Below are 17,449 nucleotides of genomic sequence, written 5' to 3'. Positions count from 1 at the left end.
TATTTTTACTATTGAAAGCGTTTTAATATTGTTATTAAGAAAACGAGGGGGTGCCATATGGGAATTCAAAAGAATGTGGAAGCGGTATCATTTTCTGAAGGAAATGAAGTACAAAGAGAATCTTTCGCTTCTAAAATTATGAATGTAAAAATCGGTGTTATACCTTTACCGTTATATGTAGTATTGGCTGCTATTATTTATGGGGCATCTGTATATAATAAATTGCCAGCAGATATGATTGGTGGATTTGCAGTTATTATGATCATGGGGATTTTCTTAGGCGATATTGGGATGAGAATTCCAATTTTAAAAAATATCGGCGGTCCAGCAATACTTTCGTTATTTATTCCATCATTACTTGTATTTTTTAACTGGATGAATCCAGCTTCAATGGAAGCTGCGACTATGTTAATGAAAAAATCGAACTTTTTATATTTATATATTTCTTGTTTAGTAGTCGGAAGTATTTTAGGAATGAACCGTAAAGTGTTAGTACAAGGTTTCGTTCGCATGTTTATTCCTTTAGTAGTAGGGACGTTAGCTTCTGTAGCAGTAGGGTTATTGGTCGGTTCATTATTTGGATTTGAAATGAAGCACACATTCTTCTTTATCATCGTACCAATTGTGAGTGGTGGTATCGGGGAAGGGATTTTACCATTGTCGCTAGCTTATAGTGATATTTTAAATGAATCGTCAGCAACGTTTGTATCACAGCTTATTCCAGCAGCTATTATTGGAAATATGTTCGCAATTGTAAGTGCAGGGTATATGAAGCGTTTAGGTGAGAAGAAACCGGAGCTTAGTGGTAACGGTGTATTAGTGAAAACAGACAATCAAGCAGAATTATTAAAAGAACAAAATACAGAGAAGCCAATTGACTTCTCATTAATGGGAGCAGGTTTATTAATTGCGTGTACGTTCTTCATCTTCGGAGGATTTGCTTCTAAGTTCATCGGTATTCCTGGGGCAATCATTATGATTTTCTCAGCAGCACTTGTGAAATACTTTAAATTAATGCCAGCAAAAATGGAGCAAGGAGCATTCCATTTATATAAATTTATTTCGAAGAATTTAACTTGGCCTTTAATGGTTGGATTAGGATTGCTATATATTCCGTTAAAAGACGTAGCAGCAGTTCTTTCAGTAGGATATGTTGTTGTGTGCGCATCGGTTGTTCTTACAATGGTAGCATCAGGTTTTCTTGTAGGGAAAGTGATGAAAATGTATCCAGTTGAATCGGCGATTGTAACTGGATGTCATAGCGGTTTAGGCGGAACTGGAGATGTTGCTATTTTATCGGCTTCAAATCGTATGGAATTAATGCCGTTCGCGCAAATTTCAACTCGTTTAGGCGGGGCGGCAATGGTTGTAACGGCGACAATATTATTAAAAATGTTTTCATGATCAAACAAGCTAGCTATATTCATATAGCTAGCTTGTCAAATTAAGGGGAGATTATAAGTATGTTAGAAAATCAAATTAATGAAAGATCATTGTTATTGCATAAAGAATTAGTAGGGAAAATTGAAATTACAAGTAAAGTGGAGGTAAATTCAGCGGATGATTTAAGCCTGACGTATACACCAGGTGTAGCGGAGTCGTGTAAAGCAATTGCGGCAGATGAAGAAACAGTGTATGACTATACAGCACGTGGCAATATGGTGGCAGTTGTTTCAGATGGAACAGCGGTACTCGGTTTAGGAAACATTGGACCGAAAGCGGCTATGCCTGTTATGGAAGGAAAAAGTATTTTGTTTAAGAAGTTTGCGAATGTAGATGCTTTCCCATTATGTTTAGGCACAACGGATGTAGATGAAATCGTTACCCTTGTAAAAAATTTAGAGCCTACATTTGCAGGGATTAATTTAGAAGATATTGCAGCACCGCGTTGTTTTGAAATTGAAAAACGATTAAAAGAAGAAACGAATATTCCTGTATTCCATGATGATCAACATGGAACAGCTATTGTCGTTTTAGCAGCTGTTATTAATGCATTAAAAGTTGTTAGCAAACAAATGGATAATGTGAAAATCGTTATTAACGGTGCGGGTTCGGCAGGAATTGCAATTGGAAAATTATTATTAAAGGCTGGTGCAAAGCACATTACGTTAGTTAGCCTAGAAGGTATTGTTTGTGAAGGTGAAACATGGATGAACGAAGCACAAATTGAAGTTTCAAAAAAGACAAATCGTGAACATGTGCGTGGAACGTTAAAAGAAGCGATTCAACAAGCTGATATTTTTATTGGCGTATCTGCTCCTAACGTATTAACGAAAGAACTTGTACAGACGATGAATGAGAAAGCAATTGTGTTTGCAATGGCGAATCCAATTCCAGAAATCTTCCCTGAGGATGCATTAGAGGCTGGTGCAGCTGTAGTAGGAACTGGGCGCTCGGATTATGCGAATCAAGTAAATAATGTATTGGCGTTTCCCGGAATATTCCGCGGTGCGTTAGATGTGCGCGCAACTGATATTACAGAAGAGATGAAATTAGCGGCAGCATATGGGATCGCTAACATCATTACTGATGAAGAACGTAATGCGAATTATGTAATCCCGAATCCATTAGATAAAAGAGTTGTTCCAAGTGTTGCAGAAGCAGTAGCGAAAGCAGCTATTGATTCAGGCGTGGCACAAATTACGAAAATACCACGTTATTAATAGCGAAAAGCAGTGCCTAAAAGGCACTGCTTTTTTGAGATAAGAAATCAAAATAATGAAGAAGTGTAGAATTATTTATGTTTCTTCACTATTTATTTAATTCCATTGCAACTTGTTTACCATTCACTAAAACCTCAGTTACTGCTACGATTACTTCTATCATTTTTTTCATCTCTCCTCGTTTCATTTCTTACTTTAAGTATAAGAGAAGAGAGATAATTCAACTATCGAAGTACATGACGTAGAAATTACATTATTGTAAGAAAGTGGTTTATTTTTGTCACTTTACTCAGCAGTGATTACAAACTGATCATAATATTTTTCATTCACATATATATTTAATAACCATAATCCAGATGAAGGTAGTGACATAGTGAGAGGGAGTTCGTTTGCAGTAGAATCGATTGTATTTGAAGTGGTCCAAGTTTGTTTGGAAGTTTCTTTTTGAAAGAGTACTTGTGTCGGAGTTACAGATCCTTGTTTTAGCGCAATAATAGACAATTTTCCAGTTGGTATTTCAGAATCTAGAAAGTACCACATTATTTCATTTTGTTCATTCGCGATAATAGGACTATCAGCCATTGCGATTTTTCCTTCGATGCCTTTTAAAGGTATTTTTCCGTCTATGAATGAGGGGGCTTCTTCCCAATTTACATCTTTTAAAACACTAAGATGAAAGAAGGAAGGTGCGTTCACTTGATTGGATGACGTTGCGACAGCTTCAGTTTTAGATGCTTTTGAATCAGGTTGTGCTGGTGTGCATCCAGTGATGAGGAAGGAGAGAAGTAGCATAGTTCCGATTTTTTTCATGGTGCCACACTCCTAGTTTTTATTGTTAGTGTAATTGTATTTGCTAGAAGGCGGGACAATTCCTTTAAAGTATAAAAAGAGGTCGTAAGTTTTGTACGACCTCTTTTGACATTTTTTATCCCGTAAAAGCCCGATTGGTGTAGGTTAATAATTAGTGGGAGATAGTCCCCACTAATTAAAGTTTCATTTTATATTTGTTCCGTTGTATAGGTTGGTTCGGTTTCTTTTTGAGGCATCGTCAAAAAAATAACGGACAGAACGATACATACGCCGCCTAATAATTGATATGTTCCAAAAGATTCATTTAGCCAAGTGATTGAAACGATGGCAGCTACAAGGGGTTCAATGCTAGATAAAATGCTTGTTTCTGTTGCTGCTAAATATTTAAGACTACCGATATATAGAAGGAAAGAAAGGGTACCACTAATAATGATAAGAATAAGCATAGAAAAAGTTTTTAGTGTGAGGGTTTGTGAAAATTGATTCCACCCGAATGAACGATTATAAATAAGTAGTGCAATTCCTCCGATTAACATTCCCCAACCAATTACTACAGTTGTCCCGCATTCTTTAATGAGAGAAGCCGGATGAAGGGTATAAAATGCAAATCCGATTGCTGTTAATAGTCCAAAAATAATAGCTTCTTTGGATAAAACAATATTTTCAATTGAGCCATTTGTAATAATAAAGTATGTTCCTATTAGCGCGGCTATAATTGCGAATAGTTGCATGGAAGCAGGGAATTTTCTTTGTTCAAATGCAACATACATGGTTATAAGAACAGGACCTAGAAATTGAAATAATGTTGCTGTGACTGCATTACTAATATGAACCGTTTCGATAAAGGCGTATTGCGCACCAAGCATGCCGAGAATAGAGAAAATAATAAGTTGTATAGAATATCTAGGGTGTTTCCAAATTTGAAATATGTTTTGTTTCTTTATAAGTAAGAAAGACAAAATAAATATTCCTGCAAGCAACAATCGAATTGTTAAAAAATCAATTGAGGATACATTAGTATGCTGAAATAGCCACTGAATCATTGGACCAGATAATCCCCATAATGTAGCCCCTGTAATAATCATAATGAGTCCGATACGTCTACCATTGTTCATTATCATGTTTCTCCTCTCCAGTATTTGATTTTTTATGTGTGACATGATAAAAGGAATTATATATAACTTCTGGTACTATAAAAAGTATCAGATTTTAGTTTTATTAAGGGGTCAGATATTATGTTAGAATTAACGCCTAATTTAAATATGAATAGTAAAAAGGCATTATATGTGCAATTGTATGAGTATATAAAAAAAGAAATTAAAGATGGATCGATTGTCCCTTTTACGAAATTACCGGCTAAGCGAAAGTTAGCGATACATTTACAGGTAAGTAAAAATACAGTAGAGGCAGCGTACGAACAATTACTTGCAGAAGGTTATATTGAGTCGATATCGAGAAAAGGCTATTTTGTATGCAAAATTGAGCAAATGGTTCATGTAGAGGATAGCGGAGATAGAATAGAAGAAGTACCGTTTCAGGAGAAGAGTTATAAATTTGATTTTACACAAACAGGAATTGATACAAATGCTTTTCCATTCAATATGTATCGGAAAATTGTAAATGAAGTATGGCAGCCGCATAATAACGAACTTCTCTTTCTAGGACACCCTCAAGGAGAAGCAAGCTTAAGAGAAGAGATTACGAATTATTTGTATGAATCTAGAGGTGTGCGCTGTTCAGCTAGTCAAATTGTATTAGGAGCGGGAACACAAATATTAGTGAAACTATTGTTTCAATTGTTAAAGGGAAGCAATTATGCAGTTGAAAACCCAGGGTATCATAGGAAGATGGTTGTTTTTGAACAGGGAGAAGCAAGAGTCCAAATGTTATCTTTAGATAGAGATGGAATTTGTATTGCAGATTTAGAAAATAGCAATGCGAATGTTGTATTTGTTACACCTTCCCATCAGTTTCCATATGGAATGATTATGCCTATTACGAGAAGGGTGCAGCTTTTACAATGGGCAAAGAAAGAAGAGAGCAGGTATATTATTGAAGATGATTATGATAGTGAATTTCGCTATTCTGGAAAGCCTATACCGGCGCTGCAAGGGTTAGATACAGAGGGGAAAGTTATTTATATGGGGACGCTATCTAAAGCATTATTGCCATCGCTACGGATGAGCTATATGGTGTTGCCGAAGAAATTAATTAAAAAGTATCAACAGCAATATTTATTTTATACACAAAGTGTTTCAAGAATAGATCAAGAAGTGATTAGAAGATTTTTAAATGAAGGATATTGGGAAAAACATATTCATAAAATGCGTGTTGTCTACCGAAAGAAGAGAGATCGACTTGTTTTTGAAATAGAGAAGTATTTCTCTAATCGTGTTGAAGTGATAGGAGAAGATTCGGGATTACACATTTTATTAAAAGTGCATAATGGAATGCGGGAAGAAGAATTAATTCAAGAAGCTGCGAAACATAGTATCAAAATATATCCTGTGTCTACGTACTATAAAGACGGTACGGCGCCTGAGAGTGTAGTTTTACTTGGGTTTGCGATATTATCAGAGGAAGAGATTGCAAAAGCGATTCAATTATTACATAAGGCATGGTTTACAAGAAAGTAAAAAACATCCTCCAAACATGAGGATGTTTTTTATTATTTATTTTCATCTAAGAATAAGACCATATGCTCTTCGTCCCAATATTGTCCGTTATATTTTAATGAACGTTCTTGTACACCGAATGTTTTAAAACCTAATGATTCATAAAGTTTTTTCGCTCCATCGTTGCCAACGACAACATCAAGCATAACTTGTTCTACTTCTAAAGATTTAGCAAGCTCAAGACATTCTTTAATAAGTGCTTTTCCCGCTCCAAGTCCGCGTGCTTTTGGAGATACATATACAGAACCGATTTTAGCTTTATGTTCTTGTTTTACATATGGTTTCGTTTCCAGTGTTGCAACCCCGATTAATTTTCCATCTTTAAATGCACCTAGCGTATAGTTTTCATCTTGTGCTAATTTTTGTGCTTTATATTCAATCGCACACTCTTTATTAATAATATCTTCATAAGAAGAGCTGAATGCTTCAGGGTTTTGCTTTAATCCTTCTACGCGAAGTTCTAAGTAAATTTCTGCTTCGTCTTTTGTTAATACATGGATATCCAATTATATCACCCTCCAAATCTTTGCAAATGTACCTTTATTTTATATTGAAATAAGAATAATTTCAAAAGCTTAGCTTATATGAGCTGTTGTTATGAACAAAATAACACCAGTAGTGTTTACTACTACTGGTGTTTTCACACGCATATTATTCAAAAGGTAGCTCGATTATAAAGTTTGTTCCCGCTCCTAATTGGCTTGTTACTAGAATAGAACCGTTATGCAATTCTACAATTTCTTTTGCAACAGCTAGCCCGATGCCTTTTCCGCCTGTAGCTCGTGTTCTAGATTTATCAACACGATAAAAACGGTCAAAAATATGCGGGATATCTTCTTCAGGAATACCTTCACCTTCATCTTGTACACTTATTGTAAAAGAATCTGTTTCCATGAGTACACGTATCGTAATAGATGTGTTTTCTGGCGAATGTTGATAAGCGTTGTGTAATAAATTTAACATAACTTGTTCCATACGTCTTTCGTCTATGCAAACTTCTAAATCATCTTTGCAATATACATGAAGTTGCATTTGCTTATTTGTTAATGTTGTTTTTGTTTTTTCAACCATTCGTTCTAAAAATGGCTGAAGAAGCACTTTTTGTTTTTTTATAACAAATTGGTGTTGTTCTAATTGTACAAGCATAAATAAATCTTGGACGAGATCGGTTACACTATCCGTTTCATCCTCAATAATTTGTAAGTATTCTTCTCGCTCCTCTTTTGTTAAAGAGTCTCTCTTTGCTACCTTCGCATAACCTTTCATATAGGTCAATGGAGTTAATAGTTCATGAGCGACACTAGCGAGAAATTCATTGCGCTCTTTTTTCATATACGTAAGTTCACTCGATAAATCTTCAATTGTTTTTGCTAAACTTCCGAGTTCATCATTTCGTTTAATACCTAATTGAATTGGCTTGTTTAATTTTGACATTTTTTCTGTCGCTCTCTTCATTTTTACAAGTGGTTCTGTAATAACGCGTGAAAAAACAAAGACAGAAATTGTTGTTAAAATAATTGTTAAAACGCTAATGATAAGAAATTGGTTCATGAGTTTAAGTAACATATTTTCTAGGAAAGATGTTTTTAATAACATATATAGCTTTCCTTGAAACTTTGTTGTGTTAAGTGGGCTTACTGTTGTGATGAACTTTGATTTTTTCCAGTTCCTTTCAACGACCAATCCGCCGTCTGGGACAGTTTCTGTTTTACAAGTAAGTTGTTTTTGCATATCTTTTGTTACGGGTTCTGAGGTGGAAATAATTTTGCCGTTATGGTCAGTAATAATGATAGCTATATCGGAGTTAGAAATTGATTCCGATTCAACTAAGTGTGCAGCCTCATTCGTAATATCGAACTCAGGGTACACAGGACGTTTAGGATTTTTATTATGTTCAGCGTGTTTCATTTCTTTATAATATTCATCCCGTCTCTCGCGGCTTTTAATTTTTTTACTATAGCGATTACCTTTCTCTAAAAGAGCATCTGTTTCCTCTACAATACGCATTTTTGAAAGGCTTTTATAAAAAGATACGAAGGCAATTGTTTCAATACATAAAGCTAATATTAAAAAGTATGTCCCAATTTTAAGGGAAAGTTTACTCATTTTTTCACCATACCTTATTCATAATAAAGAGTCAGTGGTATACGATTTCCCACTGACCGAAGTAATTATTCACTTTTCCATTTATATCCGACTTTATAGACCGTTTCTAGGTAATCTTCAATAGGAAATCCTTTTTTGCGTAGTTTATCACGGATATTACGAATGTGTGAATCAATTGTTCTATATTCGATATCTGTTTCATAGCCCCAAATTTTTTCGATTAAATCATCTCGGCTATAAGCACGGTTTGTATTTTGTAAAAATAGTCCGAGTAACGAAAATTCGATAGGAGTTAATGAGATTTTTTCATCATAAACTGTGACAGTATGTTTCGTTTTATCCCACTCAATACCATTGAAACTAACAAAGCCATCTTTTTTTGTACGGCGTAATATAGCCTCGATTCGTGCGACTAATACATGCTCATCAAATGGTTTTGTAATATAATCATCTGCGCCCATCGTGAGGCCTTTCACCATATCGTAGTTTTGGTTGCGAGCTGTTAACATAATGATAGGAACGTTGGAAATTTGACGAATTTGATAGCAAGTATCCCATCCATCCATACTTGGCATCATAACATCTAATAAAATAATATCGAATTCTTTTTGTTCGATTAATTTTAGTGCTTCAAGGCCAGAGGTAGCTTTCATACAAAAATAGCCGCGAGGGCTTAAGAACAGATCTAATAATCGTAACATACGTTCTTCATCGTCTACTAATAAAATTTTTACCATAATCTTGTGCACCCCAAACTGTTCATTCTACTTGTATAGTTTACATGAAAATAATAAAAAACTCTTTTTATGTGATTGAATGGAGGGCTGATTTTTTCGCTCAGAGTAATTGACATAAAAAATGCACTAGTTTTGCACAACTATTTTTTATAATAGAAAACGTAGCGACACAAAATACCCTATGTTGCGACATAACGTCATGTCATTTTATTTATAAAATGACAATTCCATTCTATTGTGTATGTGAGATAGAGAGGGTTTTCGTATTCACCTCGCATCGGATAAGAAAAATTTCCTATCTCACACTTTTTTTAAAAGGAGATCATACACATGAATTCAAAAGAAGAAATTTCAAAAAAAGAAAAGCAAGATCGTAATACGGTTGTCATGTGCGTTGCCGTATCTATGGTTATTATTATAAGTTGCGTAAATAAAATTTTGGGGATTTTATAATATAAAAAAAGCTGATTGCTTCTTAAGGAGCAATCAGCTTTTTTTCATTGTTAGGGGGAGTGTTCATATAATAAACCAAGGTGAAATTGCTAATCCAGAAGTTACAATTGCTGTAGTAAATATTAAAAGCATAGCTCGTTTGTTTTGTTTCATGTCACATTCTCCTCTACATATCAAGTACATGCGATCAGCGTGGGATGTAGTTCCCCACTGAGTAAAGTTTCACTTTATATTTTTAGTATAATGAATGGAAAGGTTTGGTACGATCGATAAAGGTGACATGAAGATTACATTGTTGTAATGAAAAAAACATCTTTCTTATTAAGAAAGATGTTTTTGGAAAACTCCCCCACTGAGTAAAGTTTCACCTTATATTGAAGTATTAATCATTTAAGAACAGAACCATATGTTCCTCGTCCCAATATTGACCGTTATGTTTTAATGAACGCTCTTGTACGCCGTAAGTTTGGAAACCTAATGACTCATATAATTTTTTTGCTGCATCGTTACCAACTACAACATCGAGCATAAGTTGTTCTACATGTAATTTATCGGCATTTTCAATAATTGCTTTAATTAGAGCTCGTCCTGCTCCAAGGCCACGCGCTTTTGGGGAAACAAAAACGGAGCCAATTTTTGCTTTATGTTCTTGTTTAATGAAAGGCTTTGTTTCTAAAGTAGCGATACCAATTAAATCGTTATCTTTGAAGACCCCTAGAGTATACTTATCCGGATTGCTTAATCGTTTTGCCATAGCAGCTACAGGATCCTCATGTTTAAGAACATCTTCATAAGAAGAGCTAAAAGCTTCCGGGTTCTTCGTTAAACCTTCCATACAAACTTTTAAATATATTTCTGCGTCCTCTGTCGTTAATAAGCGAATTTCCATCGTTGTAACCTCCTTGGTCGATTTTAAATAAAATAAATCCATTGCTTTTATAAGAATGTGTATGCGTTTTGTTAGAAGTCTCTTTTAATTTGTAAAAGAATGAAAAGATATATGCTACAATATTTTGTTTTAATTATGTAATGAAATTATATATTAACTTTATTAACTATTCAAGTGTTTAATATGTTACATTTTTATAACTAAAATAACTCCTCGATTGAGGAGTTATTTTTTAAACATTGGATTGATAGCCATCAATTCGTGTTGGATGTGTGTAAATATTACAAGAGTCATTTCTAATAAACCCTACGACTGTAATACCTAAATCATGGGCAAGTTGCAATGCTAGTTTTGTTGGGGCAGATTTAGATAGAACAATTTCACATCCGATTTTTGAAACTTTGAGTAAAATTTCAGATGAAATACGTCCGCTAAATGCGATAATTTTTCCTTTAACAGATATATCATTGCGTAAACAATGACCGTATATTTTGTCTAATGCATTATGTCTTCCGATATCCATTCTTGATAGAAGGATATTATTTCGATCACATAGCGCGGTATTGTGAACACCACCAGTTTGGCGAAAGGTAGTGGAAGATTGTTGTAAAGTATTCATTAAGTAAAAACATTCTTCAGGAGTAATTTTTACATGTATATCATGTAAGTCTTTTGCTTTTGCTGCGTCGTTTACGAAAATAAAACCTTGTCTACCTTTTCCGCAGCAAGAAGTGACGTATCGTTTATTATATAAAGTTTGATAGAGCGGATTCACTTTTGATGATTTTACATGGACAATTCCGTTATCTTTTTGAACCCATAGTTCTTCAACATCGTTATAGGAAGAAATAATCCCCTCAGAAATTAAAAAACCAATTACCATATCTTCAATATAATTTGGTGTGCATACGACTGTTACATATTCTTCACCATTCAATTTAATAGTAATAGGAGATTCTGTAACAATCTCATCCAGTTGTTTTGAAAATGTACCAGATTGATAACGTACAATTGTATAAGTCTCTTGCGTAGGCCCCATATTTAATTCCCCTTTTATATGTATTTCTCTCCCACATTTATCATAAAACAATGGGAAAAATAAAAACACCTATTAACAAGAAGATCACAGATTATTTTGGTTATTATTGTATATGTACGATATAATAGAACTGTAGAATAGTGATATTTTCAAGCTTTCGTAGTTATACCTTATAACATCTAGAATCGACTTCATAAGAAAGTATTTGGGTAGAGCGTTTCAAAAATATGTACAGTAATGCGATTTTGAAAACGGATTCATGATTGTGTTGTACAGTTGGTTGTAAGGAGAGGGGAAACTATGGCAGAACAGACAGTCCGTGTAACCGTCGATGGTAAAGAATTTTCTGCATCAGGTGAAAAGACGATACTACAATTATTTAACGAGAGTAATTTGGAACATCCTCAAATTTGTCATGTACCAGAAGTAGATCCAATTCAAACTTGTGATACGTGTATTGTAGAAGTAAATGGAAAGTTATTGCGTGCTTGTTCAACGAAATTAGAGAACGGTATGCATATCGAAAGACAGTCCCAGCGTGCAAAAGAGGCACAGACTGAGGCAATGGATCGAATATTAGAGAATCATCTACTGTATTGTACCGTTTGTGATAACAATAATGGTAACTGTAAAGTCCACAATACAGTACATATGATGGGAATTGAGGAACAGAAATATCCGTATGAGCCAAAAGTAAGTGCGTGTGAAGTGGATATGTCACATCCGTTTTATCGATATGATCCAAATCAATGTATTGCTTGTGGACAGTGTGTAGAAGTATGTCAAAACTTACAAGTGAATGAAACTATATCGATTGATTGGAGCTTAGACCGTCCACGTGTTATATGGGACAATGGTGTAAGTATAAATGACTCATCTTGTGTAAGTTGCGGGCAATGTGTAACAGTATGTCCATGTAATGCGTTGATGGAGAAATCAATGTTAGGTGAAGCTGGATTCATGACAGGATTGAAACCGGATGTGTTAGATCCGATGATTGATTTTGTAAAGGATGTAGAGCCGGGATATAGTAGTATTTTAGCAGTTTCAGAAGTAGAGGCTGCGATGCGTAAGACGAAAGTGAATAAAACAAAAACAGTTTGTACATTTTGTGGTGTAGGTTGTTCATTTGAAGTATGGACGAAAGACCGCCACATTTTGAAAGTGCAGCCTGTTTCAGATGCGCCGGTTAACGGTATTTCAACATGTGTAAAAGGCAAATTTGGATGGGATTTTGTAAACAGTGAAGATCGTATTACAAAGCCATTAATTCGCCAAGGAGATATGTTTGTTGAAGCTTCATGGGAAGAGGCTCTTGAAGTTGTTGCATCCAATATGCAGCATATTAAATCGGAATATGGAAGTGATGCATTTGGGTTTATTTCTTCTTCGAAAGTAACGAATGAAGAAAATTATCTTATGCAAAAACTAGCCCGTCAAATATATGGAACGAATAATGTAGACAACTGTTCCCGTTATTGTCAATCTCCAGCAACAGACGGTTTATTTAAAACTGTCGGTATGGGCGGGGACGCTGGAACAGTGAAAGATATTGCGGAAGCAGGCCTTGTCATTATCGTTGGAGCAAATCCGACAGAAGGACATCCTGTACTTGCAACGCGTGTAAAACGTGCTCATAAATTACATGACCAAAAATTAATTGTGGCGGATCTTCGTAAACATGAAATGGCAGAGCGTGCGGATTTATTCATTCATCCGCGCCAAGGAACTGATTACGTATGGCTCGCTGGTATTACGAAATATATTATTGATCAAGATTGGCACGATAAAAAGTTCATAGCTGAAAATGTGAAGAATTTTGATGAATATAGCAAAATGGTAGAAAAGTATACGCTTGATTATACAGAAGAAATTACGGGGATTTCGAAAGAAAATCTGAAAGAAATGGCACGTATGGTATATGAAGCAGATGGTACTTGTGTACTTTGGGGAATGGGTGTAACTCAAAATACTGGAGGAAGTACAACTTCAGCAGCAATTTCAAATCTATTGCTTGTTACGGGTAACTATCGTCGTCCTGGTGCAGGAGCATACCCATTACGCGGACATAATAACGTACAAGGCGCTTGTGATATGGCAACATTACCAAACTGGCTTCCAGGTTACCAAGCGGTTTCAGATGATGTGCTTCGTGCGAAATTTGAAAAAGCATACGGTACTACAATTCCGAAAGCACCAGGCTTAAATAATATTGCAATGTTACTGGCAGCAGATGAAGGAAAACTGCGTGGTATGTATGTTATGGGTGAAGAAATGGCTTTAGTAGATTCGAATGCCAACCATGTACAACATATTTTAGCGAATTTAGATTTCCTTGTTGTTCAAGATATGTTCTTATCGAAAACAGCTCGTTTTGCTGATGTTATTTTACCGGCAGCACCAAGCTTAGAAAAAGAGGGAACATTTACGAATACAGAGCGCCGTATTCAAAGATTATATGAAGTATTGAAGCCGCTTGGTGATTCAAAGCCAGACTGGTGGATTTTACAAAAAGTAGCTCGTGCGCTTGGCGGGGACTGGAATTATGAAAGTCCAAGTGAAATCATGGATGAAATTGCATCGCTTGCACCTTTATATTCTCAGGCAACATACGATCGTTTAGAAGGATGGAATAGTTTATGTTGGGGTAGCCATGATGGTAGCGATACACCGCTATTATATGTGGACGGATTTAACTTCCCGGATAAACTAGCTCGTCTATCATTAGATGAATGGGTACCACCAGTTGTAGCGCCAGATGAGTATGATTTACTTTTAAATAATGGTCGTATGTTAGAACATTTCCACGAAGGGAATATGACGAATAAATCGGCTGGTATTTTATCTAAAGTATCTGAAGTGTTCGTTGAAATCTCGCCTGAACTTGCCCTAGAGCGCAATGTGAAAGATGGTGGCCTTGTAGAATTAGCATCACCATTTGGGAAAATTAAAGTACAGGCACTTGTTACAGATCGTGTAACGGGGAAAGAGCTATATTTACCGATGCATGCAACGGTAAATGAAGAGGCAATCAATATTTTAACTGGAACGGCGACAGATCTTTATACGTGTACACCAGCGTACAAACAAACAATGGTAAAGATGCGTGTATTACGTGAAAAAGGGAATCGTCCGTTACCATCTTCAAACCCGAGAGATAAAAAGCGTAATCCGCAAAACGGTGTTGAAATCGAGCGAAAATGGCAAAGAAAACAATACGTATCACTTGTGGACTAGGGGGCGGAGATAGTGGCGAAAGAAATTACTGTAATTAAAAAGAAAGTTGTAACAGAGGAAGAACAGAAACAGCAAGTAGCAGATGAACTTCTAAATGAGCTATCTAATAATCGTGAAGCAGTAGAAGAAACAATGCAGCTTTTAGCACAGTTGCAGAAGGCTGGTATATTAGATGCGGCAATTAGTTTACTTGCTGCGAAGGAAGATGTTTCAAAAATCGCTGTGGAGCAACTAAATCGTGAACCAGTTAAAAATGCACTCAACAATATGATGGGGGCAGGAGAAGCGTTATCTTCAGTTGACCCAGAAATAACGAAGCAAATTACGTCAAGTTTAGTTACAGGATTGCAATTTGCAACAGATGAATTAAATAGTGGTAAAAAAACAAAAGTGATGGATTTCTTTAAAGTATTAAAAGATCCAGATATCAATAGAGCTATTACATTCGGTTTTAGCTTCTTGAAAGCATTTGGACAAGGGCTAGAGAAAAAATAGAATAAATGAAAAAGTGATGGGAAGTAGCCATCACTTTTTTCATTATATGTATAAGAGTGTTCATGTTAAGCGGAATATATTATTATTAAAAAGATGGATTAGGACTGGAAATATGGAATCCATCTCAAATACCGTTTTAGAATTTGGAGGAATATATGCAACACCGTAAAAAACTATCTATACCAGGAGTAATGAGACATTCCTTTCAAACAGTTAAATTTGCTTTTTGGAATGTATTAACTTTTCAACTTGCTTATAAATTATTAGCAGCGATTGTGTTTGTTCCACTATTTGGAATTATTTTTAATAAGTTATTGTATTTTGGTGGTTATGCAAATGCGACAAATGATGAATTATTAGCGTTTTTAAAGACGCCTTATGGCATCTTAGCAATCGTAATTTTATCATTGTTAGCACTGTTTCTTATCTTTACAGAATTTGCGGTGCTTATTATTATTTCGTATTTCGCTCATAAAAGACAGAAGGTGAAATTACGTCCGATTTTATATAAAACGGTAACGTATTTACCTACTCTTTTCACATATTGCTTACCAGGATTTATTTTATATGCTGTCGTATTGTTGCCTCTTTTAAATATGGGATATGAAACGGCATTAATCCCGCAAATTCAAATTCCTAACTTTATTACAGGAGAACTGTTTAAGACAACGATGGGACAAGTTGGTTATTACACGTTCTTTGCTGTAGTCGCGTATTTGAATCTTCGATGGATTTTCGTTCTACCTATTGTTGTTTTAGAGCAAAAACCATTTCGCGTGGCAGCACGTAAAAGTGCAACTTTAGTAAAGGAAAGCTTTTTTAAAGTACTATTCTTTTTAGTAGGATTTTTTATCTCAATTGGAATTGTATATGTCGTGTTTTTGGGAATGTATTTATTGTGCCTATGGGGTGTTTATGAATTTACAAACCCGAAAGGAACATTTGCATTATTAGCTGAATCAACGATTTCTGTATTTTTAACGAGTACATTGTATTTATTCAGCTTTATCGTGACGCCATTTTATATTATGGCGATTACGCGATTATACTTACAAAAGGTTCCAGTTGAGGATGTTTTATTAGAAGAAGGATTAGATTATTCGAAAACGAAAGCAGATAAATGTTTCTTCCAAAAACATCGTTGGAAATTCATTGGCGTATACATTGTAGGAATTATTACTGCGGGAATGGTCGTTGCCTTCATTGTAACGTTTATTTCAAATTCGTATAAAGAACCGATTATTATGGCGCACCGCGGGTATATATCAAAAGGCGTAGAAAATACGAAAGAAGCTGTGCAAGGTGCTATTGATGCAAAAGCAGACTACGCTGAAATAGATGTATTACAAACGAAAGACGGTGAACTAGCGGTTATACATGATTTGAAGCTGAAACGTCTCGCAAATGCCAATGTGCATGTGTCAGATTTAACGATGGCGGAGTTAAGGCAGCTTACCCTTAGTCAAGATGGACTTTCAGGACAAATAAGTACACTTGATGAAATCATTAAGCTAGCAAATGGCAAAATCAAACTTAATATAGAAGTGAAGCTTCATGGGGGCGAAAAAGATTTTGTAAACAAAGTCTTAAAAACGATTAAAGATAATGAATTTGAGAAGCAATGTGTAATTCAAACGTTACACTATCCACTTATTAAAGAGTTTAAGCGTGCAAATCCAGATATAAAAGTAGGGTATATACTGTATGCAAGTAGAGCTAACTTAAAGAATGTGAAGGCTGATTTTTACGTAGCAGAAGAATATATGTTAAATAAGAAATTAGTAAAAGAAGCAAGGAAGTTAAACAAACCAATTTACGTATGGACAGTAAATGATATGGAAAATTTAAAGGCATATTATAAGTTAAACGTAGATGGTATTATAACCGATTACCCTGAAGATGCACGTGAAACAATTAAGATGTTAAAAGAGCAAGAAGCGGAAGAAAGTGATCTGTTTGATAAAATTACTGAAACGACAGATGATTTATTTTCTAAGTTATTTATAAGTTACCCAGCTGCTAGCTAAATGCTAGCAGCTGTTTTTTTTGTGAAAAGAATATATCTCTAAAGTATTGAGTAAAGTAATAACTGTATATGTATACGTTATCGCTTAGGTTTCTTACATTGTTACATTATTGTCAAATAATAAATGATTGCTGTTTATTTTGAAGCAGTATAATAAAAATAGAGTGAAAGATAATGGAATGACACGAAACCCCTAATAGAATCAATGTTTTATATATTTACACTATTCTAAATATAAAAACTTTAGGAAAATGATATGTTAGCGTTTTCATAACTTTTAAGTTATGCTAGAATAAGGACATAAGTTATTAATTATTAC

14 protein-coding genes are annotated in these 17,449 nt (G+C 35.0%); 7 read left to right on the top strand and 7 right to left on the bottom strand.

The genetic code is table 11. The features are described 5' to 3' along the window. The first annotated feature begins 57 nt into the window (after positions 1-57). On the top strand, positions 58-1,404 hold the full coding sequence (locus GBN91_RS24275; RefSeq protein WP_000512722.1) for a 2-hydroxycarboxylate transporter family protein: 1,347 nt from the start codon (positions 58-60) through the stop codon (positions 1,402-1,404). Between the two features lie 59 nt (positions 1,405-1,463). Further along, a complete protein-coding gene (locus GBN91_RS24270; protein ID WP_016121819.1) occupies positions 1,464-2,663 on the top strand; it encodes an NAD(P)-dependent malic enzyme in 1,200 nt (399 codons plus the stop codon). 285 nt (positions 2,664-2,948) lie between these two features. On the opposite strand, the gene GBN91_RS24265 is transcribed toward GBN91_RS24270, so the two are convergent. Continuing rightward, positions 2,949-3,473, bottom strand: a complete 525-nt coding sequence (locus GBN91_RS24265) for a DUF4871 domain-containing protein (protein WP_152122553.1) — start codon at positions 3,471-3,473, stop codon at positions 2,949-2,951. Positions 3,474-3,661: 188 nt separating this feature from the next. Continuing rightward, positions 3,662-4,588, bottom strand: a complete 927-nt coding sequence (locus GBN91_RS24260; RefSeq protein WP_001059054.1) for a DMT family transporter — start codon at positions 4,586-4,588, stop codon at positions 3,662-3,664. Between the two features lie 120 nt (positions 4,589-4,708). On the opposite strand from GBN91_RS24260, the gene pdxR reads away from it, so the two are divergent. Then, a complete protein-coding gene (pdxR, locus tag GBN91_RS24255) occupies positions 4,709-6,109 on the top strand; it encodes a MocR-like pyridoxine biosynthesis transcription factor PdxR (protein WP_097962013.1) in 1,401 nt (466 codons plus the stop codon). A gap of 32 nt (positions 6,110-6,141) precedes the next feature. Here pdxR and GBN91_RS24250 read toward each other — a convergent pair whose 3' ends face one another. From GBN91_RS24250 to GBN91_RS24240, 3 genes are all read right to left on the bottom strand, one after another. Then, positions 6,142-6,654, bottom strand: a complete 513-nt coding sequence (locus GBN91_RS24250) for a GNAT family N-acetyltransferase (protein WP_000351212.1) — start codon at positions 6,652-6,654, stop codon at positions 6,142-6,144. Between the two features lie 145 nt (positions 6,655-6,799). Further along, positions 6,800-8,254: a HAMP domain-containing sensor histidine kinase gene (locus GBN91_RS24245; RefSeq protein WP_000041024.1), complete on the bottom strand. Its 1,455-nt coding sequence runs from the start codon at positions 8,252-8,254 to the stop codon at positions 6,800-6,802. 65 nt (positions 8,255-8,319) lie between these two features. Continuing rightward, entirely contained in the window at positions 8,320-8,991 is a 672-nt protein-coding gene (locus tag GBN91_RS24240) for a response regulator transcription factor (RefSeq protein ID WP_000238957.1), read from the bottom strand. Between the two features lie 330 nt (positions 8,992-9,321). Between GBN91_RS24240 and GBN91_RS29515 the strand changes: the two genes are divergently transcribed. Then, a complete protein-coding gene (locus GBN91_RS29515) occupies positions 9,322-9,444 on the top strand; it encodes a hypothetical protein (RefSeq protein WP_001085006.1) in 123 nt (40 codons plus the stop codon). A gap of 382 nt (positions 9,445-9,826) precedes the next feature. On the opposite strand, the gene GBN91_RS24235 is transcribed toward GBN91_RS29515, so the two are convergent. Both GBN91_RS24235 and fdhD read right to left on the bottom strand, forming a co-directional pair. Continuing rightward, on the bottom strand, positions 9,827-10,333 hold the full coding sequence (locus tag GBN91_RS24235; RefSeq protein ID WP_000405875.1) for a GNAT family N-acetyltransferase: 507 nt from the start codon (positions 10,331-10,333) through the stop codon (positions 9,827-9,829). A gap of 232 nt (positions 10,334-10,565) precedes the next feature. Next, the gene (gene fdhD / locus GBN91_RS24230; RefSeq protein WP_016121822.1) at positions 10,566-11,372 is read right to left on the bottom strand and encodes a formate dehydrogenase accessory sulfurtransferase FdhD; all 807 of its coding nucleotides are present in this window, start codon (positions 11,370-11,372) and stop codon (positions 10,566-10,568) included. A gap of 300 nt (positions 11,373-11,672) precedes the next feature. Here fdhD and fdhF point away from each other — a divergent pair, with 300 nt between their 5' ends. From fdhF to GBN91_RS24215, 3 genes are all read left to right on the top strand, one after another. Then, a complete protein-coding gene (fdhF, locus tag GBN91_RS24225) occupies positions 11,673-14,609 on the top strand; it encodes a formate dehydrogenase subunit alpha (protein WP_006925034.1) in 2,937 nt (978 codons plus the stop codon). A gap of 12 nt (positions 14,610-14,621) precedes the next feature. Further along, positions 14,622-15,104 (top strand): helical membrane plugin domain-containing protein, encoded by a 483-nt coding sequence (locus GBN91_RS24220; protein WP_001040540.1) that lies wholly within the window; start codon positions 14,622-14,624, stop codon positions 15,102-15,104. Positions 15,105-15,259: 155 nt separating this feature from the next. Beyond that, entirely contained in the window at positions 15,260-17,131 is a 1,872-nt protein-coding gene (locus GBN91_RS24215; RefSeq protein ID WP_001164717.1) for a glycerophosphodiester phosphodiesterase, read from the top strand. The last annotated feature ends 318 nt before the right edge of the window (positions 17,132-17,449 follow it).

Source organism: Bacillus sp. B1-WWTP-T-0.5-Post-4 (genome assembly GCF_009183795.1).
GTDB lineage: Bacteria > Bacillota > Bacilli > Bacillales > Bacillaceae_G > Bacillus_A > Bacillus_A cereus.
This window is presented reverse-complemented; position numbering and strand designations above follow the sequence as displayed.

Bases quoted from the DNA above. Each gene is read 5' to 3' on its own strand.
- GBN91_RS24235 (WP_000405875.1), bottom strand. From the start codon at position 10,333: ATGGAAATTCGCTTATTAACGACAGAGGACGCAGAAATATATTTAAAA.
- GBN91_RS24275 (WP_000512722.1), top strand. From the start codon at position 58: ATGGGAATTCAAAAGAATGTGGAAGCGGTATCATTTTCTGAAGGAAAT.
- GBN91_RS24270 (WP_016121819.1), top strand. From the start codon at position 1,464: ATGTTAGAAAATCAAATTAATGAAAGATCATTGTTATTGCATAAAGAA.
- GBN91_RS24265 (WP_152122553.1), bottom strand. From the start codon at position 3,473: ATGAAAAAAATCGGAACTATGCTACTTCTCTCCTTCCTCATCACTGGA.
- GBN91_RS29515 (WP_001085006.1), top strand. From the start codon at position 9,322: ATGAATTCAAAAGAAGAAATTTCAAAAAAAGAAAAGCAAGATCGTAAT.
- GBN91_RS24260 (WP_001059054.1), bottom strand. From the start codon at position 4,588: ATGAACAATGGTAGACGTATCGGACTCATTATGATTATTACAGGGGCT.
- GBN91_RS24245 (WP_000041024.1), bottom strand. From the start codon at position 8,254: ATGAGTAAACTTTCCCTTAAAATTGGGACATACTTTTTAATATTAGCT.
- GBN91_RS24215 (WP_001164717.1), top strand. From the start codon at position 15,260: ATGCAACACCGTAAAAAACTATCTATACCAGGAGTAATGAGACATTCC.
- GBN91_RS24240 (WP_000238957.1), bottom strand. From the start codon at position 8,991: ATGGTAAAAATTTTATTAGTAGACGATGAAGAACGTATGTTACGATTA.
- fdhF (WP_006925034.1), top strand. From the start codon at position 11,673: ATGGCAGAACAGACAGTCCGTGTAACCGTCGATGGTAAAGAATTTTCT.
- fdhD (WP_016121822.1), bottom strand. From the start codon at position 11,372: ATGGGGCCTACGCAAGAGACTTATACAATTGTACGTTATCAATCTGGT.
- pdxR (WP_097962013.1), top strand. From the start codon at position 4,709: ATGTTAGAATTAACGCCTAATTTAAATATGAATAGTAAAAAGGCATTA.